At 38.5% G+C, this 25,382-nt stretch carries 22 protein-coding genes; 4 read left to right on the top strand and 18 right to left on the bottom strand.

Annotated features, from left to right (window positions below; all coding sequences use genetic code 11):
- Positions 1 to 359: 359 nt before the first annotated feature.
- From trpB to H626_RS0108015, 17 genes are all read right to left on the bottom strand, one after another.
- Positions 360 to 1,553 (bottom strand): tryptophan synthase subunit beta, encoded by a 1,194-nt coding sequence (gene trpB / locus H626_RS0108095; protein WP_027108918.1) that lies wholly within the window; start codon positions 1,551 to 1,553, stop codon positions 360 to 362.
- 456 nt (positions 1,554 to 2,009) lie between these two features.
- A complete protein-coding gene (locus H626_RS11215) occupies positions 2,010 to 2,594 on the bottom strand; it encodes a GNAT family N-acetyltransferase (protein WP_027108917.1) in 585 nt (194 codons plus the stop codon).
- Between the two features lie 16 nt (positions 2,595 to 2,610).
- A complete protein-coding gene (locus H626_RS0108085; protein WP_027108916.1) occupies positions 2,611 to 3,567 on the bottom strand; it encodes a metallophosphoesterase in 957 nt (318 codons plus the stop codon).
- Between the two features lie 126 nt (positions 3,568 to 3,693).
- Positions 3,694 to 4,290 (bottom strand): nitroreductase family protein, encoded by a 597-nt coding sequence (locus H626_RS0108080; protein ID WP_027108915.1) that lies wholly within the window; start codon positions 4,288 to 4,290, stop codon positions 3,694 to 3,696.
- A gap of 163 nt (positions 4,291 to 4,453) precedes the next feature.
- The gene (gene nhaC, locus H626_RS0108075) at positions 4,454 to 5,830 is read right to left on the bottom strand and encodes a Na+/H+ antiporter NhaC (protein WP_027108914.1); all 1,377 of its coding nucleotides are present in this window, start codon (positions 5,828 to 5,830) and stop codon (positions 4,454 to 4,456) included.
- 392 nt (positions 5,831 to 6,222) lie between these two features.
- A complete protein-coding gene (locus H626_RS11745; protein ID WP_027108913.1) occupies positions 6,223 to 7,215 on the bottom strand; it encodes a hypothetical protein in 993 nt (330 codons plus the stop codon).
- Positions 7,216 to 7,682: 467 nt separating this feature from the next.
- Positions 7,683 to 8,003 (bottom strand): nucleotide pyrophosphohydrolase, encoded by a 321-nt coding sequence (locus H626_RS0108065; protein ID WP_035619035.1) that lies wholly within the window; start codon positions 8,001 to 8,003, stop codon positions 7,683 to 7,685.
- Positions 8,004 to 8,029: 26 nt separating this feature from the next.
- Entirely contained in the window at positions 8,030 to 9,787 is a 1,758-nt protein-coding gene (locus tag H626_RS0108060; protein WP_027108911.1) for a DUF2075 domain-containing protein, read from the bottom strand.
- A gap of 108 nt (positions 9,788 to 9,895) precedes the next feature.
- Complete coding sequence (locus H626_RS10955; RefSeq protein ID WP_035619026.1) at positions 9,896 to 11,074, bottom strand: L-lactate MFS transporter; 1,179 nt, start codon at positions 11,072 to 11,074, stop codon at positions 9,896 to 9,898.
- Between the two features lie 234 nt (positions 11,075 to 11,308).
- Positions 11,309 to 11,779 carry a flavodoxin family protein gene (locus tag H626_RS0108050; protein ID WP_027108910.1) on the bottom strand — a complete coding sequence of 157 codons (471 nt, stop codon included), beginning with the start codon at positions 11,777 to 11,779 and terminating at the stop codon, positions 11,309 to 11,311.
- Between the two features lie 63 nt (positions 11,780 to 11,842).
- Complete coding sequence (locus H626_RS0108045; RefSeq protein WP_027108909.1) at positions 11,843 to 12,973, bottom strand: glycerate kinase family protein; 1,131 nt, start codon at positions 12,971 to 12,973, stop codon at positions 11,843 to 11,845.
- 147 nt (positions 12,974 to 13,120) lie between these two features.
- Complete coding sequence (locus H626_RS0108040) at positions 13,121 to 14,086, bottom strand: sugar kinase (RefSeq protein WP_027108908.1); 966 nt, start codon at positions 14,084 to 14,086, stop codon at positions 13,121 to 13,123.
- A 30-nt stretch (positions 14,087 to 14,116) separates the two neighbouring features.
- A complete protein-coding gene (locus H626_RS0108035) occupies positions 14,117 to 16,048 on the bottom strand; it encodes a fructose-bisphosphatase class III (RefSeq protein WP_035619023.1) in 1,932 nt (643 codons plus the stop codon).
- A gap of 84 nt (positions 16,049 to 16,132) precedes the next feature.
- Positions 16,133 to 16,978, bottom strand: coding sequence for an SDR family oxidoreductase (locus H626_RS0108030; protein ID WP_027108906.1), 846 nt, complete (start codon positions 16,976 to 16,978; stop codon positions 16,133 to 16,135).
- A 2-nt stretch (positions 16,979 to 16,980) separates the two neighbouring features.
- Entirely contained in the window at positions 16,981 to 18,045 is a 1,065-nt protein-coding gene (gene uxuA / locus H626_RS0108025; protein ID WP_027108905.1) for a mannonate dehydratase, read from the bottom strand.
- A gap of 31 nt (positions 18,046 to 18,076) precedes the next feature.
- Complete coding sequence (uxaC, locus tag H626_RS0108020; protein ID WP_027108904.1) at positions 18,077 to 19,483, bottom strand: glucuronate isomerase; 1,407 nt, start codon at positions 19,481 to 19,483, stop codon at positions 18,077 to 18,079.
- A 31-nt stretch (positions 19,484 to 19,514) separates the two neighbouring features.
- A complete protein-coding gene (locus tag H626_RS0108015) occupies positions 19,515 to 20,156 on the bottom strand; it encodes a bifunctional 2-keto-4-hydroxyglutarate aldolase/2-keto-3-deoxy-6-phosphogluconate aldolase (protein WP_035619020.1) in 642 nt (213 codons plus the stop codon).
- A gap of 278 nt (positions 20,157 to 20,434) precedes the next feature.
- On the opposite strand from H626_RS0108015, the gene H626_RS0108010 reads away from it, so the two are divergent.
- The 4 genes from H626_RS0108010 (at position 20,435) to H626_RS0107995 (ending at position 24,337) form a co-directional block, all read left to right on the top strand.
- Positions 20,435 to 21,202, top strand: a complete 768-nt coding sequence (locus H626_RS0108010; protein ID WP_027108902.1) for an IclR family transcriptional regulator — start codon at positions 20,435 to 20,437, stop codon at positions 21,200 to 21,202.
- Positions 21,203 to 21,449: 247 nt separating this feature from the next.
- On the top strand, positions 21,450 to 22,505 hold the full coding sequence (locus tag H626_RS0108005) for a TRAP transporter substrate-binding protein (RefSeq protein ID WP_035619018.1): 1,056 nt from the start codon (positions 21,450 to 21,452) through the stop codon (positions 22,503 to 22,505).
- Positions 22,502 to 23,020 (top strand): TRAP transporter small permease, encoded by a 519-nt coding sequence (locus H626_RS10950; protein ID WP_084140202.1) that lies wholly within the window; start codon positions 22,502 to 22,504, stop codon positions 23,018 to 23,020. Before H626_RS0108005 ends, H626_RS10950 begins: the two co-directional genes overlap by 4 nt.
- Positions 23,021 to 23,032: 12 nt before the next feature.
- The gene (locus H626_RS0107995) at positions 23,033 to 24,337 is read left to right on the top strand and encodes a TRAP transporter large permease (RefSeq protein ID WP_027108900.1); all 1,305 of its coding nucleotides are present in this window, start codon (positions 23,033 to 23,035) and stop codon (positions 24,335 to 24,337) included.
- Between the two features lie 174 nt (positions 24,338 to 24,511).
- On the opposite strand, the gene H626_RS0107990 is transcribed toward H626_RS0107995, so the two are convergent.
- On the bottom strand, positions 24,512 to 25,306 hold the full coding sequence (locus H626_RS0107990) for an SDR family NAD(P)-dependent oxidoreductase (protein WP_027108899.1): 795 nt from the start codon (positions 25,304 to 25,306) through the stop codon (positions 24,512 to 24,514).
- Between the last annotated feature and the right edge of the window lie 76 nt (positions 25,307 to 25,382).

Raw genomic sequence — 25,382 nt, 5'->3', positions numbered from 1 at the left:
ATGAGACAATCGTCTCGTCCTCTTCTTTATTTTGTGTCCCGATCCCCTTCCGATTACGCCATTTATTCACCCTTTGCACACCTCAGTGTCTACATTCCGTTCCTTTCGGGTCTTTAGTCGCTCATCGATGAGGTGAGTGTCCCAATTGGATAGTTTGCGCGCCACTTTTGCCCTTCTGATTCCACTGAGTGTCCGGCTTGTGTTGCTTTCTGGACACTCAGTAGCCTGTTTCTCTTCTTTTGGCGCGATTCGTGAGTAAGCCCGCCATTGAGGAGGACCTTTTCTTTTGAGTGTCCCGATCCCTTACCAACATGCCACTCATTTTAAACCAGAACAGTCACCCCATTCTCTTTTCTTCTTTATTCATCATACTCCCCAGATTCCAAAAGTTCTCTTACGTGTGCGACATCTTTATCGCCTCTTCCAGAAATCGTGACGATGATGGACTCTTCTGGTGAAAATCTGTGGGCAAACTTTTTCACTCCCGCAACTGCATGGGCACTTTCTAAAGCTGGAATGATTCCTTCTAGGGCTGACAAGTCTTTAAAGGCTGCCATTGCTTCTTCTTTCGTAACCGTTTCATAGGTAGCCCGGCCAGATTCTTTCAAATAGCTGTGTTCTGGTCCGACTCCCGGATAATCCAACCCAGCCGCAATCGAATACGTAGGAGTTGGTTCACCCGTCTCGTCTTGAAGAACGAGTGTTTTAAACCCATGTAACTCGGCTATTTTCCCTTTTGCCATTGTCGCTGCTTCTGCAGGTTCAATACCAATCAATTGTACAGCTGGCTCTTTTATATAATGGGCAAATGACCCGATCGCGTTGCTACCTCCTCCAACTACCGCAAAGACAGCTGCCGGCAATTTTCCTTCTTTTTCCAAAATTTGTCTTTTCGATTCTTCGCTGATAATGGATTGGAAATATTTGACGATCGACGGATAAGGATGCGGTCCGACTGCTGAACCAAGCAGATAAAAAGTAGTCTCGACATTTTCGATCAAGTCACCCAAAGCGACATCGACAGCGTCTTTCAAGCGCCCTTGTCCTTTTGCAACTGGAACAACGGTGGCTCCCAACAATTCCATCCGAAAAACATTTAAAGCCTGTCTGCGCATGTCTTCTATTCCCATATAAATCACACACTCTAGGCCAGCCATGGCACACGCAGTCGCGGTCGCCACACCATGTTGACCGGCACCTGTCTCTGCAATGATCCGTTGAGTCCCCATCCGCTTCGCCAATAAGATTTGTCCCATTACATTATTGATTTTATGGGCGCCCGTATGATTCAAGTCTTCTCGTTTTAAGTATATCTTGGGTCCACCATATTCCTGGGTCAACCGACTCGCAAAGGTCAAGGGATTTTCTCTGCCTACGTATTCTTTTAAATTTCTTTTGTATTCCTTAATAAAATCCGGATCCTCTTTATATTGTTCAAAAGCTTCCGTCAGTTTATCCAAAGCGATCTGCATGCTGGGAGGAACAAAGCTGCCCCCGAAATTTCCAAAGTATCCTGTTTGCGTATTGTCGTTTAGCTGATTTGTATGTGTCATTATTTTCGCTCCTCTTTTTTGTTTGGCACTTGTGGTTTGGCAGCCTTTTTGAATGCTCTGGTTCTTTCAGTGGTTCATCACTTCATTCCTCCTTTCATTCTCGCTCTTTTCTATTAAAAAAAGGCAACTTCCACAAATAAAACTTTTTGTGGAAGTTGCCTGAATATACAAAAACCACATAGATAAATTGATTATCCATGCGGCATCTTTTTTTTCATTCGAAAAGAGCTAGCATAGATACAAAATTTAGATTTTGTCTAAACGTTGTATCCATGAGAGAAATTACTCTACATCAATACAACGAGCTGCGCCAGCTTTTCCAAGCAGTATTCAATTGAGTTGAATAAACAGACCGTGTTTGCATAAAGCACTTCTCCTTTGTTGGTTGATGTTTTTTATAATACGGGTAATTCTTTTTTTTGTCAACTATTACTTCTTAACAAGTTCTTTTGATTTTCATTTCAATACTTGCCTGAAGAAACGGTAATTTTTCTTCTCTTTCGCAGGATCTACTTGGAATCCGAATTTCTCGTACAAATGATGCGCGCGTTCATTTTCCTTCAGCACATACAGTGTGAGTTCTTTTACCGAGCGTCGTCTGAGAGCCCAACTTGAAATACTTGTCATCAGTAGGTGGCCTATTTTTTGATCCCGTGCATCTTCTCTCACAGCTACAAAGTCAATAAAGGCTTCTCCCTTACCTGGCCTTCTCCTTGTCTTTCGGGAGACAGTCAAAAAGTTCTGCATGTCTTTCCATCCAATATAATCTGTCATTTTTTTCACTTTTGCCAGTAAGCGTACGGATGGAACCACGGTTGGCTTATATGTTATCCCGTAAGCACCGTAGATGGTATCCTTCTCCTTGGCAACATAAACTTTCATTCCATAAGCCTCTGCTTCACTGATCCACAACAGTTTGACAAGCTTCTGCAAAGTCCGCTCTGGAATCGACAGCGTTTCCTGGAATTTATCCTTTAACGCATGCGCAACGATTTCACTGACCTGTTTTACATCCTCTTCTTGCATTTCTTCAATCTTCACAAGAACCTCTCCTCCACTAATCGTCCTCTTTATTTGATACCGTTTCTTTTGGAGTAGAAGAATCGGTATCTTTTTTATCTTCTCGAATGTCAAATTCACTGATTGGTTCCGGTCCTCTCATCACTTCTCGTTTAATACTCAAACTACCTTTTTGGTCGACTTTTACTTGCCAGCGGACCAGTTGGATCTCTTCGTTCTTTATTTCTAAAGCAGTGATATATTGTGGGTAAATACAACAACCCGAATTGAAATACGGTTCATTTTTATTTTTGGCAAATTTAAATCGGTGTGTATGCCCACAGATTAAAGCTGTCTTATTCTCTTCTATCCACTCAATATAATTTTTTTCCATCCGGTGTCGTTTACTCACATTTTTAACCGGACTTGTTGGATTTTTTATCCCTACATGATGGAAAAATTTCCAGAAATATTTCAATGACAACATTGTAAAGAACCAGAATTGATCATTCGGTGCATCTCCTTGTTGCCCGTGAGCCACGAATAACTCTTGACCCGTATGTCTATGCCGCAAAATAAGCGACTCTACAGGTTCAAACCCTTTTAAGAAATCAAACTTCGTTTCATTAAACTCATCATAATTCGTATAATAATTTTTGCGTACAAATCGTTTGTTTTTAATATAGAGATCGTGATTGCCCCACAGTCGAATGTAGCGATCCTCGTCATATAGACGTTTGATACAACCATATACATCCGGATGGGCATTTTTGATGTGCTCAAATTCACTATACTCGATCAATTCATCGCCATCTCCGGCTTCAATAAGGACATATCCATAATTATAGTAATGACGAATAGCGCGCAAAAATATATTGGAATTACGGGCAAACTCATCAGACATATTTCCGTTGCCCCGATGCGCATCGCTCACGATTGCATACTTTGCATCTGCATCGATATATTCGACTCGCGCTCTTTTGTAGGCTTCGTTCAAGCGTTGTTTTGTGAACATGATCCATTCCTCCGCCTCTTTGTCTTCGTTACTACTAGTATACGCAAATTCACCTACAAAATGAAATGTTCCGTTCTATGTAAAAAAAGAGCTGAACCAGTATGGCTCAACTCCTTTTCAATCGTATTATTTATAAACGAAGAAGCGATCTTCATCATTCATGTATTCTTTTTCTGGTGCTTGGGATCCAATTGATCCAAATACTAATTGTCCACGAAGTTTCCAGTTTGCTGGAATATTCCATTCTTTTGCAACTTCTTCATCGATCACTGGATTGTAATGTTGTAAGTTTGCACCGATGTTGTGTTCAGCTAAAGCCGTCCACACGTTTGCTTGCGTTAAGCCACTTGCTTGTTCAGACCATACAGGGAAGTTGTCTGCATACAAAGCAAATTGTTCTTGTAAATTTTTGACGATATCCATATCTTCAAAGAACAGGATCGTTCCTTTTCCTGCAGCAAAACTTTGTAATTTTGCTTGCGTGTTTGGAAATGCTTTTTCCGGAGTCAACGGTTTAAGTGCTTCTTCTGTGATATCCCATAATTTTTTGTGCGCACCATCAAACAATACAACTACACGTTGTGTTTGAGAGTTAAATGAAGTGGGGCTTTCCTTAACCACTTCCTTGATCAATGAAGTAATTTCTTCTTCCGTTAAAGATACCTCATTGCCTAATGCATATATAGAACGGCGGTTTTTTAAAGCTTCTACAAATTGTGTCATGAATTGATTTCCTCCTCAAAAATTTTACTACAAAATCTATTATAACACTTATTAATTGTAAGTAAAGCAAAAAATGGAAATTATTATAAAATTTCCTTTTTCGTACTTTCACATTGCTTTAGTTCATTGATACCATTTAAAAAAGAGCCGACTTTTAATCATATTATACAGTTGTGACCTCAAGCTTCTTAATCCCGATACGTGTAAATCCACTAACGACAGTTAAAACAGGACACAGCAAGCAAAAGAAAGTATATGGCAAGTAAGTTAACGTTGGAACGCCTAAGGCTGTAGAAATAAATACGCCACTTACACCCCAGGGGATCATGGAGTTAACGACCGCCCCGCCATCTTCTAATACGCGAGAGAGTGCTAGAGGCGATAACCCCATTTGCTTGTATGTTTTCTTAAATGCATTTCCTGGTAGTACAATAGCTAAGTACTGTTCCCCGACCAAAGCATTCACTCCAATAGCAGACAGAGCTGTAACAAGGATCAAATTTCCAACAGACATACGAGCATTAGAGATAGGAGACATGACTGTATCAATAATATTGAACTCCATCAGCAATCCCCCAAGAGCAAGAGCTAGAATAATCAGTGAAATTGACCACATCATACTTTGTACTCCGCCTCTAGATAATAAAGTATCAATTATTTCATTGCCTGTTGTCGAAACATATCCTTCTTGAATATAGCTTGAAACTTGCGAAAGGTTCACATTTGGCACATTAACTTTTAATAAGCCAATCGATAAGGCAATATTAGTCAATAATGTTGGAATAGCTGGGATTTTTTTCCAAGAAAAAATAAAAATGAAAATGATTGGGATGACAGCTAACCAAGTAACTTGAAAATTAGATTCTATGACCTTTGTCAAACTAGTAACTTGATTCGTTGTTGCAAGCTGTTTATTCATGCCAAAAAATAAAAATAGTAAGGTTGATAAAAATAAACCTGGAATCGTTGTCCACATTAGATTTCTTATATGTTTAAACAAATCAACTTCAGCAATCGCTGCAGATAGATTTGTACTATCTGATAATGGTGACATCTTATCTCCAAAAACACTCCCTGATACAATTGCTCCTGCCACCAGACCAGGTGTGAATCCCATAGTTGTTCCCATTCCAAGAAAAGCTAAACCTATTGTAGAAACCGTTGTAAACGCTGAACCGATGGATGTACCAACCACAGCACAAATTAAAAAGACAGATGGAATAAAGAAGCTGGGATTTAATAATTTGAACCCAATGACCATCATAGACGGAATGATTCCAGCTGCAATCCAAATAGAAATGAGAGCGCCAATCAGAATAAAAATAATCATTGGTATGATGCCCGTTTTAACTCCTTTTTGGATACCATCATGGATTTCATCCCAACTATATTTACGGAATCTTCCCCAGAAAATCAACAACGTGATGGCTAATAATAAGGGGGTTTGTGGATCTAAATTAAACTTGATAATACTAACACCGATCATCATTAATAATACAAACAGTAACGCAAAACTTTCTCGTATGGACAATTTTTCCATTCTATACACTCCTAATTTTATACTACTGAAATAAAATTAGTCATACGATAGTATGTTATGCCCCCTGTAGTATTGCACAAAAACATGTCCCTTACTTCCTCTCGTTCTTTTATGTATTTACCTATCAAATCTATTCGCTAAAAAAAAATAACTTCTTTAGTATGGACTATAAAAAAAAGAAAGTCAAAGCAAATTCACACTATAAAAAACCGATTCCGACGGGCTATCGAAAACAACTTTTGGAGCAAGTTACTTAAATTCTCTTATTTTACCTGGATATAAGGTCTAGATTATTTTTCCACTATCTCCAGAACCACGATGACCTTAGATGCATTTATTCAAAAAAAAGACTAAGCACTTGGCTTAGTCTTTCTTCTTTTTAGTAAAAAGAATTATTCAGCTACAGTTGTTTCGCCTGTGATTTCAGCTGCATCTAAGTTAGCTGCATCCATTAATTCTTGCGATTCAAACATAACGTTTCCTTCTACAGTTGCATCAACGATTTCGAATCCTTCAGCATTGACTTGGATATCTCCAACAACAGTACCATTTTGGATACGGAAGTTTGGTGATTCAACGATCAATGTTGGGACTGTCAATGTATACTCATCTGTTACATTGCGGTCATCATCTTGAGCATATAATGCTAATTTACGGTATAAGTCAGCAGTTTCGTCATCTTTATCGTAGAATTCTCCTTCAACAGTCACATCTTCTTCAACTTCGATGTTGTCTGTTGCTGCAAAAATCCAGCTTCCGTCTGCTGCTAATGATGCGATCAAATCATCCGGTTGGTCACTAATTGAAGCAGCAGAAACAGCATCTGTTTCGCCATCAGCTACAGTAACGTCTCCATTTACTGTGCCTTCGTCCATTTTAGCTGAGTCCATCAATTCTTGAGAAGCAAATGTTACATTTCCTTCTACAGTTGAACCTGCTAATTCGAATCCTTCAGCATTGACTTGGATATCTCCAACAACAGTACCGTTTTGGATACGGAAGTTTGGTGATTCTACAGTCATGGAAGCAACGGTCAATGTAAATTCATCTGTTACATTGCGGTCATCATCTTGAGCGTATAAAGCTAATTTACGGTAAACATCTGCGCCTTCTTCTCCACCATCAGTGAATTCCCCAGCAACAGTTACATCTTCAGAAACTTCAACACTTTCTGTTATAGCTGTGATCCAGTTACCATCAGCACTTAAAGAAGCAACAACTTCTTCAGCTTGATCTGTAATAGAAGCAGCAGAAACAGCTTCTTCAGTTGTATCAGCAGTAGTGTCAGCAGTTTCGTCAGCTGCGTCGTCTCCACAAGCAGCTAATAATAATGTACTTGCAGCGAATAATGTTAATAATGAACCTTTTTTACCAAAAAATTTCATTGATATACCCTCCATGTTTTCCTCTTATGTGAGAAATCAAGCACAGTGTTAGCGCTCAATTATCTCTTTGTTTAGCATAAAACATTCTTGTGAATAATTCAACAAAAAATAGACATATCGTGAAAAAAAAACAATTATTCTCATTTTTTCACCATTTTCAGACACAGGTGAACTTTATTGTAACAATGCTCTATTTAGAATTGAACCAATCTATGCCCCGCGATAGACTTAGTGAAATAATAGTTATATAATCATCCTTCAGATTTAATTCTTTAATAGAAAACTTTTTTATCTTTACCGACCCCCTTGTGAGCAAACTATTTACATTTAATATTTAACACGAACTGCAAGCGTTGTCAATTCAGGCTCTGATTTCCTCGCAAAAAAACCTCGTGACCTAAATCTACTCTTACCCAGTCTAGTTTTTGGGGCTGCTAGTCGCTTTTTTCTTTCTTCGTTTCATCCAGTTAGTTTAATTCAGTGTATTTATCTTTTTGTCCCTTACTTTTTGAAATCGGATAGTTGCTTGTATTCTTATTGAGCTTGCTTTCAATAATTTGATCAATGTCCAACCCTAAGTTGTCGGCTAACATGTAACAATAGATGAGAACGTCCGCAAGTTCATCTTTGAGATTTTCCGGATGTTTTTCCACAGCTTCAGTTGCTTCTTTCCATTGAAACAATTCCAATAATTCTGCGGCTTCAATAGAGATCGAAAGAGCTAAATCTTTTTCGTTATGAAACTGGCGCCAATCACGTGCATCGCGAAACTCATTGATTTTGTCCATACTACTCTTATTTTCCGTCACTACCTTCACATCCCTTTCTGCGCTTTTAACAGTGCTTGTTGGAGCTCTTCATCCACTGCGTAGAGATACAGTCCATTGATGCCCCTTGTCAATAACACATTTAATTCGTTTCGCAGCAAATCATCTGCGAAATAATCTTTCCTTCCATCTTGCAACGTCCTTCTTCTGGTCGCTTTTTTATTTTTGCTGGATTTACGATCGAACACGATCTCCCCATTACGGTATTTGACTGAGGGTCCAATAACGACTCCTACATAATTCAAATCAAATCCTTGAACTGTGAACGTTGAGCCGACTTCTTTGATCGTATGAGCTTGTTCTGCCCAAGATAGATTCCTATTTCTTCTTTTTTCTTCTGGTGTCTCGGGAAGTTGTAAGTTCCAAGGCAAAGACCACTCTCCCACAGATACGTTCCAATATTTCTCGGTTTCCGGACTTTTGTGGTTGATATACTCCCAATCAAACGTAGCTACGATCCGAGAGATACCAGAGGACTCATCTCGCGCTTTTTCTTGAATTTCAGTATACATCTCCAGGGGACTTGAAAAGACTTTGATTTCATATCCTTTTTTGTCTGGAGGAATAGATTTCACTTTTTTCTCATCAATAAATCCTCTTATCCACTCAACAGTCTGTTTTGAAGCATTTATTCTCATCTGATTACACAAAACGATTAAATTATTTTCCGCCATCGCTTGTTTTCTTAACTGATTGAGATCTTTGTTTTCCCAATATTGTTCTGTAGACAATACTTGTTTTGGATCAAATACGGCTACCACTACTTTTGCCCGATCTATTAAATCTAACAGTTGGTTACTTCCTCTATACGATTGTTTCCCTTGTGTCCATAACAGATGAGCCTCATCAACAATGACGACATCTACCATTTCTTCAGGAGAATGGCGGTTGATAAAGCGGGTCGGCTTGCTTACAGCTTCTGGGTGGGACTGAGTTGTGATTCCTAGTCTCTTCGCTATTTGCTCATATACTGTGAGTTGTTGATCATGATTCACTAATAGATAATTTTCAGTTTGGTTAAATAATGGATTATCCATTTCTTTTGATTGTTGCGTGATTTCATAAAACAGACTGCTCATCAATACCGTTTTCCCAGAGCCAGCTTCGCCTTCAACCAAAATCAGCTGTCCGCGTTTCTCTTGACTCAAAGCACTGATTATTTTTAACATGATCGAGTCTTGCGCACGCATCTGTTCTGGAGTCAACTTATGAAATGGGGAAGCCTTAAAAACAGCCGAATCACGAATAATTCTTTCTAATGGAAAAAGTTTGTTGTTTTTGTGTCGCAACTCTCGCCAGACAGATGAAAAAATGCTATCTAATTCAGTAGATGTAAAGTATTCATTTTGTTGGTTTGTTCGCCGATTGTAAACAGTTTGAATCGCATCTACACTTGAAAGGTAGAGCATTAACCGATTTTCTATATCCAATGTCAGAGATTTATTGAAATGCTCATGCCCGATCACATACATTTCTGCTTTTTCGGACAACGAAAATTTTTCCCAATCTTCTCTCACCTTTGAATCATCTTGCAAATGTTGTAAGGTACGCCTGTTTATATCTGCCGTTTCTCCAATATAAACAGAATAGGTTTGTTCTTTTTCTTCTTCATTGATTATGTATACAGTTGGATAGCGTAAAATGACACGTTTTTGCTGTTCGCTGGATAATTGCTGACTTAATTGCTTGATCCCCTCAGCGGAATAATTCACTTTTTCAACAATCGGTTTAGGCATTTTCTTCATATTTATATACCCCCTTTCTCCTCTTTATCTTACTTCATTTCTTGATTCATTTCTAGGTTTGCTATTTTAGAAAAAACCACCTCTATAGAAGAGATGGTTTTCTTATTTTCACTCTGTTTTCATTGGTGGTTTTACGCCGAGGGATAAAATAGCACCCGCCCCTGCTAATATTGCTGCGATAGTGAAGGCTGTTTCAAACCCGCCTACATTTGCCAATATAAACGGTCCAACTAAAGCAGCCAGTCCATAAGCTTGGTACACTAATCCATAATTTGCACCTAGATTATGCGTCCCATAGAAATCGCTTGTCAATGGTGGGAAGACCGCTAAAAATCCGCCAAAACTAAAGGCGATCAATGCAATCGAGAAAAAGTAAACAGGTACCGAACTGGAAAACAAACTGAATCCGGACATCACAGCGGCTGTTAAAATAAATAACGTAGTAATGACGCGCATCCGGCCTATCTTATCGGACAATAGTCCCCAGAATATTCTTCCAACAGCATTGAACAACGCAGCCGTAGCTACCCCGTATGCGGCTACTGGACCGGATAAACCGACGAGTTCCATCCCGATATCTCTTGCCAATCCGATGACCATCAAGCCACTGATCGTTCCTATAAGGTACAGTGTCCAAATCATATAAAACGTCTTGGTTTGTAGCATTTCTTTTACAGAATATTCTGTTTCTTTAGAAAATGGTTGTGCGATCCCTTGGTCTTTTTTTTCAGGCAACCGGAGTTGTTGGGCCCCAATCAATCCGAGTACACCATACAGAACACCTAAGTAGAAAAAAGCGCGGGATACCCCTACGGATTCAATCAATTGTTGAATAAGCGAGTTAAATAAAAATCCTCCGAGTCCGAACGCCCCCACTACGATTCCCGTAATGAATCCTTTATTATTCGGAAACCATTTAACACAAGTCGATAGCGGACAGACATATACAAATCCGACTCCGATTCCCGCCAGAACGCTGTAAGAAAGGTAAAGTGCAAGGAGTGTATCAGCTGTTCCGGTGAGGATATAGCCGAGACTGAATAACACGATACCCACTGTAGCAATATTTTTAGGACCGTATCTATCCTGTAAGCGTCCAGAAAGGATCGTGACAAATGCAAATATGAAAACGATCAGTGAATAAGCAAAGTAAACTTGGGTGGTTTCCCAATCATGTGCATCGGCTAAAGACTGGTTGAATAAGCTCCATGTGTAAATCCCGCCGATACATAGTTGTACGAGGACAGCGCCGAAAACGACTCTCCATCGTTGTGAAATCTTATTCAAATAAGAACCTCCTTTTTCATCTATGTTTATTATAAGCGAATACGAATGAAAAACAACCTTGATTATCAAACTAAATACGGAGTGAGAAATTGCCTCAGTAGAAGAACCGTATCTTCCTCGTTCTATTTTCGGATAGAAATAGACTGAATCAAAATCAAAAAATCAGAACGGACTTCCAGCTATTAGGATTCGACCCTATTAGCTGGAAGTCCGTTCTTGACCTCTTTTACATTTTTATTTACTCAACTTTTCATTCATTTTCCAAGCTTCTATTGGTGTAGTCACTAGTCCTTGGTAATCCATGAAAAATCGTTGGCAGATATGTTTGATGACTGTTTCTATTCCAGGTATTGCGTCTTGGGGTGCGGTCCCCTGTACGATCAAAACCAATTTTGTTCCATTAAATGGTGCCTCAGTTGAATCCAAATGCTCATCCATTGTATCTGTTAAGCGATCAATAAAGGTTTTCAAATAACCCGTCATGCCTGACCAATAGACCGGCGTCCCGATAACTAAGATATCCGGATGGTCCACTTTTTTCATGATCTTAAAAAATTCATCTTGCTCGGATCGCTGGCCCAGTTGATCCACATGATGATCTATCAAATGGATGGTTTGATGATCCAAGTCTTTCAAAATTTGAGCGGCCAAACGTGTTGTCGTTCCTTGCTTGTTTTTACTTGCATTCACAACTGTATTTTTCATTTTATTCTCTCCTTTTTTAGTCTAACCTCTAGAGCAGGCTCCAGGCAAAGGTTTTTGGGAATTTCACTGGCTTTTTCTATAGTGATCGATCAACCGGAATGAGCGCTCGACTGCTTTTTTAAGTAGCAGCGGTCCCGTTGCCATCGCTTCCTCCAAGGTCATGGGGCGGTCGACTATCGGTACCGTTGCAACAATATTGTAGGGTTTCAAATCTGGCAACGAATCGGCTATCTTTCCTGCAAAAATGAGTGTAGGTATATTGTATTCCTCTGCTATTCTACTTAATCCGATCGGTACTTTACCTTCTAATGATTGGGCATCGAACTTTCCTTCCCCCGTTATGACCAAGTCCGCAGTTTTCAGTATTTCGCGTAAATTTCCACGTTCTGCTAAAAGAGTCAAGCCACTTTCAAAGTGACAAGAAAAGAAAGACAGGAAGGCGAAACCTAGACCTCCGGCTGCCCCTGCTCCAGGATCATCAGCGACAGATTTGTTTGTCACCTGTTCAACAACCGTTTGATACTGTCCCATTTTTTTATCATATACATGTAGTTCATCCGGATGCAAGCCTTTTTGTTCTCCAAAAATATAGGTCGCCCCATTTGTACCACAGAGAGGATTGGCCACATCAGAAGCGATAATAAGTTGGACATGACTTAGGCGTTCGTCTAAATGGCTTCTATCGATCGAAGCCGTTTTACCTAAATCAATTGGTAGTCTCGGGAGCAATTGATTCTTTTTATCATAAAAATGCACTCCGAGTGCTTGCAGCATGCCCAGACCTCCGTCTACGGTTGCTGTCCCTCCCAAGCCAATGATAAGTGTCTCCGCACCTTTATCTAATGCTTGAAGAATTTGTTCCCCCATCCCATAACTTGTATGATTTGTGGGATGAAAAGTTTGAGGATCAGCATGGATGATTCCTGCTCCTTCCGCCGCTTCTATAATCGCCGTTTTTGATTGTTCGATCCAACCCCACGTACCTGTTGCTAATTTTCCATTTACGCTTGTCATCGGTTCAGTTATTCTTTCTCCTTTTTCTAATTCAACAAAAGCAGAAACTGTTCCTTCCCCTCCATCAGCAATCGGGAATGTAACGACCTCATGTTGGGGCAATGCATCACCAACCGCTTGATTGGCTTCCTGGCTTGACATCGATCCTTTAAATGAATCAACTGCAGCTAATATTTTCATCTTTTTCACCTCTTTATTAGATTATTTTATGTACAGATAAACTGACCTGTATTTTATTTTCTTTTGGTTTTTACCTATCCTTTATTTTTCATTACTCTAATTATCAATCATTTTCACAACCTATACAAGCGCAAAAAAAATCGAGTCTCAGTTCGACTCGATTTGATCTTGATTATATTGTTTGATGTAAGCAGTCAACTCTTTTTGGGTAGGCAAGTTTTCATTGTCTCCGGCATGTTGGATTTGAATCGATCCGATAGCATTTGCTCTTATAGCTGCATCTTGCCAACTTGCCCCCTCTAGATAAGCACTGATAACACCTACTGCAAAACCATCTCCAGCACCCACGGTATCGACAATTTTTTCTACTGCAAACCCTGGAACTTGTATCGCCTGTTTGTTTTTCTCAGCAACGAATGCTCCTGTGGACCCCGTTTTGATAATAATGCATTGAGCACCCCTATCTAAATAAAATTTAGCAATTTCTTCAGGGTCAGACGAACCGGTCAATAGCGCTCCTTCTGAAATACCCGGAAGAACTACATCGGCATGACCGGCCATTTTATTTAAGATTTCAATCATTTCTTCTTTAGATTTCCAAAGAGCTGGACGCAGGTTGGGGTCAAAACTAATTTTCACATTACTTTGTTTCGCTTTGTCGACTAAGTAAAAAACAACTTCTCTGACAGTCGTGTTGATCGCTAAAGGAATTCCAGTAATATGGAGCAAATCGATTGTTGAAAAATCAATTGCTTCTATATCCTCGATCGTCAACGTTCCAAAAGCTGTACACTTTCTATAATAAGCTGTATCCGGATCCCCATTTTTCACTTTATTCTTGAGCATGATCCCCGTTGGCGTGTCCGAATCAAAAATCACATAGCGGGAACCAATATTTTCATTTTTTAGTTGATCATAGATATATTCTCCGACAGGATCTTTTCCTAATTTGGTGATCATTTCCACTGTGTGGTTTAATCGAGATAATCCTATACCAACATTGAATTCTGCTCCAGCAAGAGATTTTGTAAAAGCCTTCACATTTTTCAGATCTCCATATTCTTCCGCTTTGAATAGGCCCATAGCCTCTCCAATGAGTAATACCTTTTTCATTTTATACAACCTCTATTCTGTATGCCTAGTTTATTGACCCAATTCTTCCAGATAATCTATTAATGCATGTAAATCACTGATTTGTTCTTGGATTTTCTTGCCGATAGTCGTAGTTTTTATCTGTTTTCTCTCTAATTTTTTATCAATGACGTGCTTTAATGAAGTTCCATCTTTCCCTTGTACAAATAATTTTTGCACGGAGTGGAACGGAGAATGTGTGACGATTTGAAACCCATAAGAATTATTTAACAACGAGTAGCCAGCAATTCCAGTTGACTGTCGATAGGCTTTATTCATTCCGCCATCGATAACGATCACTCTTCCATCAGCTTTAACTGGATTTTCCCCTTTTTTAGCTCTGATAGGAGTATGTCCATTGATGATTTTTGCCTGTTTATCATATAATTCAAATTCGTTTAAAATCTTTTCAGCAATTTCTTTTTTTTCCCTTTGTTCAAAATAGGGATTTCTTTCTTCTATATAAGAAGCTTTATCTTTGATGTAATACCTTTCGAACGTAGTCATCTGGGAACGTCCATACAAAGGTGAAAACTTCCCTGCCCACAGATACCATAAAATATCAGTTGCTAAGTCAGCATCTCTCCAGGGTTTAACAGCAGCCTTGCGAATATAGTCTTCAAACGTATCGAGCAGTCGTTTCCCTTTAACAGTATTTCCCTCAAAAACCAACTCGACAAACTCATTGTTTTCATCCATAGGTATACAACCGTGATACAATAAATTCCCATTGTATTTAAGATACATGCTACCCTTTTTCAGCAAAAATTTAGTTGATCGAACTAACTTCTCGGATTGCTGAAAACTTTTTAACAAAGTAGAGACAATGTACTCCTCTTCTTCAGATAATGCTTCTACGTCATTAGCGTTTATACTTCCAAATGGAAACTGGTTCAAATAGTAGTTCTTTCCTATGTGACTATACGTTTGTTTGGTTTGATCGATTTGCGTGAGTACTCTCCTGTTTTCCATCTGAAAGTCGGGTCTACGCTCAAGCAATTGTCCTTCTAGCTTAAATTGAATTATAGCCAATGCCTGATGAGCTTTGTTTAAAAGTGTTTCACTCTCGTGCTCATAAATGGATTCTTCCTCATTGACAATGGGTTGGAATTTTTCGTGCCAATCATATTTTTCCTCCGCAAAAAGAAAAAGCGGACGCAAATTTAGTCCGTAAGTATTTTCTAACTCATACAAATATCCGTAACGAGCCGCAATTCTCAATAAAGTCACTAAGTTAACTTTGGAACCAAACATTGCACCCATCCATAAGATGTCATGGTTTCCCCACTGAATATCTACCGAATGGTATGATCCGATTCTTTCCATCACTTCGTCTTCGCCACTTGAGCGATCGAATACATCTCCAACAACATGCAAGTGATCTATAACTAGTCGTTGAATGATTTTACTTACTACTATAATGAACGGTTCCGCTTGATTTAATGAAACTAAGCGATCCAGTATGTTGGAATAATATAATTTCTTTTCCTTTTGGTTTAAATCTGTATAGAGAAGTTCTTCAATAATATACGTATACTTTTCTGGAATAGCTTTCCTTACTTTAGACCGTGTATATTTCACGGAACAAAAACGCATAAAACCAATTAAGTCAATGATAGTTTCTTGATACACTTTCGCTGTTTTTTGATCTTTGAAATTTGTATCTTTCAGTGCAAACTCCGGGTAGCTGATCAATAAGTTAAATTGATCTTTTTTACTCTCAGACCATTCATCTCCAAAATAATTCGCGATTTTTTCGCGAACATTCCCAGCGCCTGTTCGTAATATGTGATCAAAAATTTTTGACGAACCGTGGATATCTGATAAAAAAAGTTCAGTTCCTTTAGGAAGATTTTGAATGGCTTCTAAATTAATCAATTCAGTATAAATAGCTTCTTTATTGCTAAACTTGGATTGTAATAACTCAAAATATTTCTTCTCCATCGTATCTCCTCCAATTAACTTGTTGCGTATTAATTGAAAGGCAGCTTACACAAACGTGCTAAGCTACCTTCAAATTATTAACTATTATACACCAGAATATGCGTTGAAGCCTCCATCAATAGGGAGAACGACTCCATTTACAAAGCTGGCTGCTTTTTCATCCGTCAAGAAGAGTAATCCTCCGATGAGTTCTTCAGCATCTCCAAATCGACCCATTGGAGTATTAGACAAAATTTTATTTGCACGAGCTGTAGGCGTTCCATCTTCATTAAAAAGTAGTCCGCGATTTTGGTTACTGACTAAAAATCCTGGAGCGATTGCATTTACACGAATACCTACGTGAGAGAAATGAACAGCTAACCATTCTGTGAAGTTAGAAATAGCTGCTTTTGCTCCAGAGTAAGCTGGAATTTTTGTCAGGGGAGTAAATCCATTCATACTAGAAATATTTAATATGCTTGTTCCTTCTTTTCCAATCATATCTTTTGCAAAAACTTGTGTAGGTAATAATGTTCCTAAAAAGTTTAAATTAAACACGAAAGAAATGCCGTCTTGATCTAAATCAAAGAATGTTTTCATGTCTTCTAAGCCTTCTGCTTCATGGAACTCATTATCAGTAGTCGCACGAGGATTATTTCCCCCTGCTCCGTTCACTAAGATATCTGCAGTTCCTAAATCTTTAGCTACTGCATCCCGAGCGGCTTGAATGCTTTCTTTTTCTAAGACGTTACATTTATAAGCTCGAGCAATACCTCCTGCTTCATTTATTTCTGTTGCAAATTGTTTAGCTGCTTCTTCATTCAAATCCAATAGAGCTACTTTTGCGCCAGCGCGTGCATATTCTTTAGCAAATTTAGACACTAAAACGCCGCCTGCTCCCGTTAGAACTACTACTTTATCCGTAAAATCGTGTGTGAAAGGTGCTGTCATTTTTATTTTCCTCCTCGATTTTTATCTGCTTCGTTACTTTTTTCAACTGCTTCGTACAAGCCATTTAAGTAGGTCGCACCTAAAGCACGGTCAAACAAACCATAACCCGGTTTACCTGTTTCTCCCCAAATCATGCGGCCGTGATCCGGACGAATCGATCCGGTAAAGCCATGGTCACTTAAAGCTTTTACTACTTTATACATGTCGATAGATCCTTTTTCGGATAAATGGGCAGACTCTTGGAAAGATTTTCCGCCTACTAATTTTACGTTTCGCGCATGTACAAAATTGACACGGTTTTTTTCGAGCATATCTTCTAAAATAGCTACTGGATCATTTTTAGGATCAGAAGCAAACGAACCAACACAAAGTGTTACGCCATTATATTCAGAATCATATAATTTAGTGAAACGATTTAATGCTTCGCCATCTGTGATCACACGAGGGAGACCAAAGATACTATAGGGAGGATCATCAGGATGGATAGCCATTCTTACATTTGCTTTCTCAGCAGTTGGCATGATTGCTTTAATAAAGTACTCTAAATTTTCCCACAATTTTTCATTGTCTACTTCTTTATATTCATCCATTAATTGGTTCAGTTCTTCCGCTGAATAACTTTCGTCCCATCCTGGTAATGATAGTGTACGTGGATCCATTTTACTTACTTCTTCTTCATCAAAAATCAAAGCATGTGAGCCATCTTCCAATTCATAATTCAAATCTGAACGTGTCCAGTCGAAAACAGGCATGAAATTGTAACAGACAACAGGAATTCCCTCGCTACCTAAATTACGCAAGGTTTGTTTATAGTTTTCAATATATTTATCTCGTGTTGGTTTTCCCAGTTTGATGTCTTCGTGAACAGGAACGCTCTCAATAACAGAAAGGCTTAAACCTGCATCTTCAACCTTTTTCTTTAACTCCTGAATTTTTTCTAGTGGCCATGTTTCGCCGACTGGAATATCGTAAATTGCTGAAACGATCCCTTTCATATTAGGGATTTGACGAATGTATTCTAATGAAATGGGGTCAGATTCCCCGTACCAACGGAATGTCATTTCCATGGTTAAATTCCTCCTCTTGGTTTCTTGTTTTTTATTTTTTGAAATAGTGAATTGCATTTTTGTAACACACATTTTCTATTAACTGCGTGAGGAGTTTTTCATTATCAGGGAATTTCCCTAACTCTACTTGCTCACCTACATAGTTACAGAAAATACGGCGGAAGTAATCATGTCTTGTATAGGAAATGAAACTTCTAGAATCGGTCAACATCCCTACAAAATGCATAAGTAACCCGTGATCTGCCAATGTTTCTATTTGGCGTAACATCCCTTGTTCTGTGTCGTTAAACCACCAACCGGCGCCAAACTGCACTTTCCCTTTGATGCCTTCTGTATTGCCCTGGAAATTTGCTACAGTACTGGCAACACTATGGTTGTATTCAGGATTCAAATTGTAAATAATTGTTTTAGGTAACGTACCATTGGTGTGTATTCTATTGAGCAGCTTATTCAATGCATAAGCTACATTGCCTTGATCATTGATTGAATCAAATCCTGCATCTGGTCCAATCTGTTCGAACATCCGAGAATTATTATTTCTGATGGCTCCAAAATGTATTTGCATTACCCAATTACGTTCAGCATATAAAGCAGCTAGATCCACTAACATTCTCGTTTGGTATTTCGCAACTTCTTCTTGAGTCAGCGACAGTTTTGCTAAAGCTTTCAAGAAAATAATATCGATTTCTTCGATAGTACTCTCTGCAAATTGCAGGTGACCGATCCCATGATCAGCTGCTCTGGTTCCTCTTTCATCAAACAGATCGATTCGTTTGATCATTTCTTTCATCATTTCTTGATAAGTACTGACTGAATTCCCTGACACTTTATATAATTTCTCTAAAAACGTAGTGAATTTATCTTCACCAATAGCTAGTGCTTCATCGGGTCTGAAAGAAGGCGCAACTGTTACAGCGAAGTCATCCAGCTCTTCGATCTGTTTATGGAATTCAAGTGAATCTGTTGGATTGTCTGTTGTTCCTACAAATTCCACATTTGATTCCTTGATCAATTTTTGAGCAGTCAATTCTTTCTCTCTAATGATACCATTGGCTTTATCATAGATTTCTTTCCAGTTTTCACCTGTTAAGAGTTCCTCGATACCAAAGTATTTCTTGAGCTCCAATTGAGTCCAATGAAATAATGGATTGCCTATAGATACTTCTGCTGTTTGAGCCCATGCTTCAAATTTTTCTTCTGCACTAGCATTCCCCGTGATTTTATTTTCTGGAATCCCATTCGCTCTCATTGCCCGCCATTTGTAATGATCTCCAGACAACCATAATTCAGTGATATTCTCAAATCGATGATCTTCTGCAATTTGTTTCGGATCAAGATGACAATGGTAATCAAAAATAGGTAAATTTTTTGCAACTTCATGATACAGCTTTTTAGCCTTTTCATTTTGCAACATAAAATCTTCATGAATAAAAGTCATGTTTTCTCCTCCTTGTTTCTTTAAAAAAATATCAAATCAATGTTTTGTATTTTTCAACGAATGTTTGAGCAGTTTCCGTTACACTTTCATATCCTTTTGAATCCAACTCTTTTGTCAATGCGCTACCTATACCAACAGCCCATGCTCCACTAGCGATCCATTGATCCATATTATCTATACTCACTCCACCGGATGGCATCATTTCAGCAAACGGAATAGGACCGTGAACATTGCTAATAAATTTCGGCCCCAATACTCCTCCAGGGAATACTTTTACGACATCTACACCGCTAGACATTGCACTGACAATTTCAGTAACTGTTCCACAACCCGGTAAATAAGGGATCGCATACCGATTACAGATCGTTGCAATTTCAGGTAGAAAGTTTGGACTCACAATAAACTCTGCTCCAGCTATAATAGCCATCCGAGCGGTAAATGCATCCATTACAGTACCGGCCCCAACTATCATATCTGTCTCTTTATATTCCTCAGCTAATTGTCTGATCGTACTATCCGCATTCGGAGTTGTAAAAGTTACCTCTATGTTCTTTATTCCCCCCGCATAAACTGCTTTAGAAATCTCCGTAGCTTCTTCCGCACTTGTCCCTCTAATTACCGCAAACAAGAAATTTTCTTTTAATGCAGATAAAATTGTGTGTTTTTTCATCATAAAACTCCTCTCATTATTGGAATTCATTTCTATTTTATTCCGTAAAAAACTTCAACGAACTATTTTTTTAGAATAATAAGTTTTTCCTGTATTAAAGTTTCACATTGCGATACTATGTATCATTTTGCAATACGGCTAAAGTTTACCCTTTTGAAAACGCTTTGTCAACTTTTTAAAAGAGTTTTTTTTTCACCAATCGTATTGAGTTATTTAATTTTATTTAGTATACTAGTGCATATCACATCGTGAAACAAACTAACACAAAAGGATGATTCCAAATGACCTCTGAAACTTCTTCAACTGTTCAATCAGTTGATCGTGCTTTAAAAATATTAGAGGCTCTCTCTAAACAGGATTCAATGAGTCTCGTAACTTTGAGTGAAGAAACTGGCCTCCATAAAGCAACTGCGCATAGATTGGTCAATACACTTTTAGTTAATGGCTATATAGAACAAAATCCAAGTACAAAACATTATGCTATTTCTCTAAAGTTATTTGAGCTAGGGAATTCCAAAATCCAAAATATCGATTTCTTAAACGTTGCAAAGAGTATGATCCAACAACTTGCGTTGGATTTGGGACAAACAGTTCACCTGGTTATTGATGACAACGATTCAGTCTTATATATCGATAAATACCAGGTTGAAAAATACGAGAATCGAATGAAATCAAAAATCGGAAAAAGAGCTCCTATGTATTGTACTGCTGTTGGGAAAGCTATTTTGGCTACACACACCAATGCTGAGATAACTGATTTTTGGAATCGTAATGAAATACAGCAATTTACGCGTAACACATTGACCAACTTAGATGATTTTCTTAAAGAGATAGAAGAGATCCGTCGAAAAGGGTATGCTATGGATAATCAAGAACATGAGTATGGTGTTGTTTGTGTGGGGGCAGCTTTCTCTAGCTATAATCAAGTAGCCGCCGGAGCCATGAGCGTTTCTATACCCATCGAAGAGTTCAAGGACGAAGAAAAATATATTCAGAAAACACTTGATACTGCTCATCAAACTTCTCGTTTATTAGGCTCTTTCTTCTAAAAATAATAACCAGCTATCAATGGATTTCCAAAAACAGACACAATCATCTAGATGATTGTGTCTGTTTTTTTGTTTTATTAAAAACTATTGACAACGATTTTTTTTAACGTTAAACTACATTATGAAATCAAGTTTCACATAGTAAAACATAATTATGAATTTTAATAAAGGAGGCCCTCGTCTTTCGTCTATATAAAATCTGTTACTTAATAATAAAAAACGACTGAACAAAGAAAGGAACATTTATATGCATACAAAAAAATGGAACCGTCTTCCTAAAGTATTGATTTATTCATTGCCTTTGATTTTTGTAGCCGGGTGTACTTCGGACACCGTCTCTTCTCAAGAGAAAGAAATCATACGCGTCGGGCACAATCAATCTCAAAATCATCCTACTCACATTGGAATGAAAGCGTTTGAAGAACACGTTGAAAGTCAACTTGGTGATAAGTATGATATCCAACTTTATCCTAGTGAGCTTTTAGGAACGCAAACAAATATGGTGCAATTGACACAAACCGGTGCTGTGGAGATCACAGTTGCCAGTAATTCTATTTTGGAAACATTTAATGATAAGTTTGAAATATTTAACTTACCTTACTTATTTGAAAGTCAGGAAGCTTACCGCGCTGTTATGAACGATCCAGAAATCGTAGATCCTATTTTTACTGGTACAGAAGAATCCGGATTTGTTACAGTCGCTTGGCTAGACGCGGGTATCCGCAACTTTTATGTAACCGATAAAGAAATAGAAGAACCAGCAGACTTAGCCGGTCTTAAAATACGGGTACAGCAATCACCAACAAACGTTCGCATGATGGAATTACTAGGTGGTTCTGCTACTCCAATGGGATTTGGAGATGTCTACACTGCCATTCAAAGTGGTGTCATTGATGGAGCTGAAAACAATGAGTTGGCTTTAACGGAAAATGGACACGGTGACGTAGTCAGCTATTATTCTTACACTCAACATCAAATGATCCCTGATGAAGTAATTGTCAACACAGCCTTTATAGATGAGCTTAGTACAGGGGATAGAGAAGTATTCGAACAAGGATTTGAATTGATGCAAACCACTCAACATCAAGCATGGAAAGAAAAAGTGGAAGAAGCAAAAGAATACGCTCAAAATGAAATGAATGTGGCATTTAATTATCCGGAAATTGCAGCTTTTCGTGAAGCAGTTCTCCCTTTACATGATGAAACACTTGCAAACAATCCTTCTTTAAAAACTGTATACAATCAAATACAAGAAAAATCTGAGGAAATCAGGAATCAAGCAGAAGGAGGATCTGAAGAATGAAACAAATCCGAACTTATTTAGACAAAATCATGCGTGTGATCAATGCCTTGGTATTCGCTATCCTTAGTCTCTTAACTATTTGGCAAGTTTCAACAAGATACTTACTAAGTGATCCGAGCACATGGTCTGAAGAATTGGCTTCTTATTTATTTGCCTGGGTAACTTTACTTGGAGCTGCATATGTTTTTGGCAAAAGAGAACATATGAATATACCCATCATCACAGACAAAGTTTCACCTAAAACCCAACGCATTTTGGCTATTATCAATGAAAGTATTATTTTCCTTTTTGCCATTTTTGTATTAGTTTATGGTGGTCTAAGTATAACCTCCCTCACAATGGGACAAATGTCTTCTTCATTGCCTATTAAAATGGGATACTTCTATGCTGCCATTCCTATCAGTGGGGTTTTCATTGCTATCTATAGCGTGTTAAATATCTATGATTTATTTAAAGGAAATACGATCAACAGAAATGCTAACGGAGAAATTACTATAGAAGATACACATGCTTAAGGAGGAAATGGAATGGCTATTGAATCATTACTTATAATGCTCGTTGTTTTATTGTTACTACTTGCTTTAGGAGCACCCATTGCAATTGCTATCGGAATAGCGGCGATCGGTGCAATATCTCCCACCATGGCTCCTGACATCACCATGGTTACTGCCGCGCAAAGAATATTTTCAGGTACAAGTACCTTTACATTAGTCGCTATCCCTTTTTTCATACTCGCTGGAAACATCATGAATCAAGGGGGGATCGCAAAACGGCTGGTAAATTTTGTGCAAGCATTAGTCGGCAAAGTTCCTGGTTCACTGCTTTTAACTAACATTGGAGCGAATGCTCTTTTCGGTGCCATTTCTGGTTCTGCAGCTGCAGCAGCTGCTGCTGTTGGTGGAATGGTTCGCGAAGGAGAAGAAGAAGCTGGGTATGATATGAACTTAGCCGCAGCCACAAACGCTGCATCTGCACCAAGTGGTTTACTTATCCCCCCAAGTAATGCTTTGATCACTTATTCGCTAGTATCTGGTGGGACTTCTATTGCAGCTTTGTTTTTAGGTGGATACATACCCGGATTGATTTGGACTTTGGGAGCCATGATCGTTGGGTTTATCTTTGCAAAAAGAAAAGGCTATACTGGAGAAACGGGACCATTTGATTGGAAACGTTTAGGAAAAACTTCTATAGAGGCTATTCTTCCTTTATCTTTGATCGTCATTGTTATTGGTGGGATCGTTGCTGGGATATTTACCGCAACAGAAGGATCTGCCATCGCTGTACTCTATGCTTTAGTTCTTTCTGTGATTATTTATCGTTCAATCGACTTGAAAGATATATATCATATTCTGGTCGACAGTGCTGAAACAAGTGGAATGATCGTATTCCTTATTGGGGTATCGAATATTTTAAGTTGGGTTATGGCTTTCACAGGTATTCCCCAAGCAATTGCTGCGGCATTACTTGGAGTAACCGAAAATCCTATTGCCATCATGCTGATCATTAATGTGATTTTACTACTTGCAGGAACGTTCATGGATGTTACACCTGCGATACTAATTTTCACACCGATCTTTTTGCCTATTGCTGTCGCATTTGGCATGAGTCCTGTTCATTTTGGTATTATGCTCGTGTATAACCTCTGTATTGGTAACATTACACCGCCGGTAGGAAATACATTATTCGTAGCTATTAAAGTTGGACGAACAAGTTTAGCAAAAGTCCTTCCGTATATGATCGGTTACTATGGAGCTATTCTGGCCGGATTGATTCTTGTCACTTATATCCCAATGTTAACTACTTGGTTGCCTCAATTGTTTGGTGTTTTATAAAAAATAGGCACTTAAACAAACAGAGTGGAACAAAAAGTGTTCAGACTCGAATAAAGCTTCCTATACTTTATCCTGAAGATGTCGGGTCTGATTTTTGGAGCACGTTTTAGAAAGTAAAGTTTGAGAAATGAAAAGAAGCTGAGACTGTTGTCTCAGCTTCTTTTTTATCTATATTTATCTTTTCATCTTCTTAGCTATCATCTCTGCTGCTTTCTTAGGAGCTAAACGATATAATTTATCCATCATACGGGTATCTTTCCCAACTAGGATACGGTAATCATTGTGTTCCATGCCCTCTAAAATAATATGTGCAGCTTCTTCTGCAGAAGTGATATCATCCATCCGTTTTAAATCTTCCGGTGTCATTTCGCGCTCTGCTTGAGAGTTTTCCGAAATATTCGTATTCGTAGCTCCTGGGAAAACAACTGTCACATGAACAGTAGTGTCTTTCAGTTCAGAATGCAGACCTTCCGTCATCAATTTCACTGCCGCTTTGGAGGCCCCGTAAATCGATTGTCCAGGTACAGGCAAGAATCCTCCCATGCTCGACACATTTACAATATGTGCTTCTGGCCGTTCAAGAAACCCAGGTAAGAATGCTTTTACAAAGTATAACGTTCCATAAAAGTTTACATCCATGACTTGTCTGATTTTCTCAAAATCTAAATCATTCACATCTACAAACGGTTGAATGATTCCTGCGTTATTGATCAAAGCGTCTACCGGTCCATGAATTTCTTTCAATTCTTCCGGCAACCTTTTAATTGCCTCATGGTCAGTGATATTCATGACATGTGTAGAGATTTTACCTTTTGATTCTCCGGCTAATTCTTTTGTTTCAGCCAATGTCTCTTCGTTCAAATCTATGGCCGCTACTCTTGCCCCACGCTTCACTAAATCTAACGTTAACGCACGTCCCATGCCTGAACCGGCACCTGTGACAACAACAACTTTTCCATTTACCTTCATACGATTCTTCCTCCTCTAGCATTGCAGTTCTGACTCTAAGTATACACAACAATCCACGAAAATAGAACTCTTAATT

This window comes from Lacticigenium naphthae DSM 19658 (genome assembly GCF_000425865.1).
In the GTDB taxonomy this organism is placed as follows: domain Bacteria; phylum Bacillota; class Bacilli; order Lactobacillales; family Carnobacteriaceae_A; genus Lacticigenium; species Lacticigenium naphthae.
Note: the sequence above shows the minus strand (reverse complement) of the source record. Positions and strands in the feature narration are given on the sequence as shown.

Bases quoted from the DNA above. Each gene is read 5' to 3' on its own strand.
- H626_RS0108065 (WP_035619035.1), bottom strand. From the start codon at position 8,003: ATGGACAAAATCAATGAGTTTCGCGATGCACGTGATTGGCGCCAGTTT.
- H626_RS0108030 (WP_027108906.1), bottom strand. From the start codon at position 16,978: ATGACAGCACCTTTCACACACGATTTTACGGATAAAGTAGTAGTTCTA.
- H626_RS0108010 (WP_027108902.1), top strand. From the start codon at position 20,435: ATGACCTCTGAAACTTCTTCAACTGTTCAATCAGTTGATCGTGCTTTA.
- H626_RS0108035 (WP_035619023.1), bottom strand. From the start codon at position 16,048: ATGGAGAAGAAATATTTTGAGTTATTACAATCCAAGTTTAGCAATAAA.
- nhaC (WP_027108914.1), bottom strand. From the start codon at position 5,830: ATGGAAAAATTGTCCATACGAGAAAGTTTTGCGTTACTGTTTGTATTA.
- uxuA (WP_027108905.1), bottom strand. From the start codon at position 18,045: ATGGAAATGACATTCCGTTGGTACGGGGAATCTGACCCCATTTCATTA.
- H626_RS0107990 (WP_027108899.1), bottom strand. From the start codon at position 25,306: ATGAAGGTAAATGGAAAAGTTGTTGTTGTCACAGGTGCCGGTTCAGGC.
- H626_RS0108080 (WP_027108915.1), bottom strand. From the start codon at position 4,290: ATGACACAATTTGTAGAAGCTTTAAAAAACCGCCGTTCTATATATGCA.
- H626_RS0108050 (WP_027108910.1), bottom strand. From the start codon at position 11,779: ATGAAAAATACAGTTGTGAATGCAAGTAAAAACAAGCAAGGAACGACA.
- H626_RS0107995 (WP_027108900.1), top strand. From the start codon at position 23,033: ATGGCTATTGAATCATTACTTATAATGCTCGTTGTTTTATTGTTACTA.
- trpB (WP_027108918.1), bottom strand. From the start codon at position 1,553: ATGACACATACAAATCAGCTAAACGACAATACGCAAACAGGATACTTT.
- H626_RS0108045 (WP_027108909.1), bottom strand. From the start codon at position 12,973: ATGAAAATATTAGCTGCAGTTGATTCATTTAAAGGATCGATGTCAAGC.
- uxaC (WP_027108904.1), bottom strand. From the start codon at position 19,483: ATGACTTTTATTCATGAAGATTTTATGTTGCAAAATGAAAAGGCTAAA.
- H626_RS0108060 (WP_027108911.1), bottom strand. From the start codon at position 9,787: ATGAAGAAAATGCCTAAACCGATTGTTGAAAAAGTGAATTATTCCGCT.
- H626_RS0108085 (WP_027108916.1), bottom strand. From the start codon at position 3,567: ATGTTCACAAAACAACGCTTGAACGAAGCCTACAAAAGAGCGCGAGTC.
- H626_RS11745 (WP_027108913.1), bottom strand. From the start codon at position 7,215: ATGAAATTTTTTGGTAAAAAAGGTTCATTATTAACATTATTCGCTGCA.
- H626_RS0108005 (WP_035619018.1), top strand. From the start codon at position 21,450: ATGCATACAAAAAAATGGAACCGTCTTCCTAAAGTATTGATTTATTCA.
- H626_RS0108015 (WP_035619020.1), bottom strand. From the start codon at position 20,156: ATGATGAAAAAACACACAATTTTATCTGCATTAAAAGAAAATTTCTTG.
- H626_RS10950 (WP_084140202.1), top strand. From the start codon at position 22,502: ATGAAACAAATCCGAACTTATTTAGACAAAATCATGCGTGTGATCAAT.
- H626_RS0108040 (WP_027108908.1), bottom strand. From the start codon at position 14,086: ATGAAAAAGGTATTACTCATTGGAGAGGCTATGGGCCTATTCAAAGCG.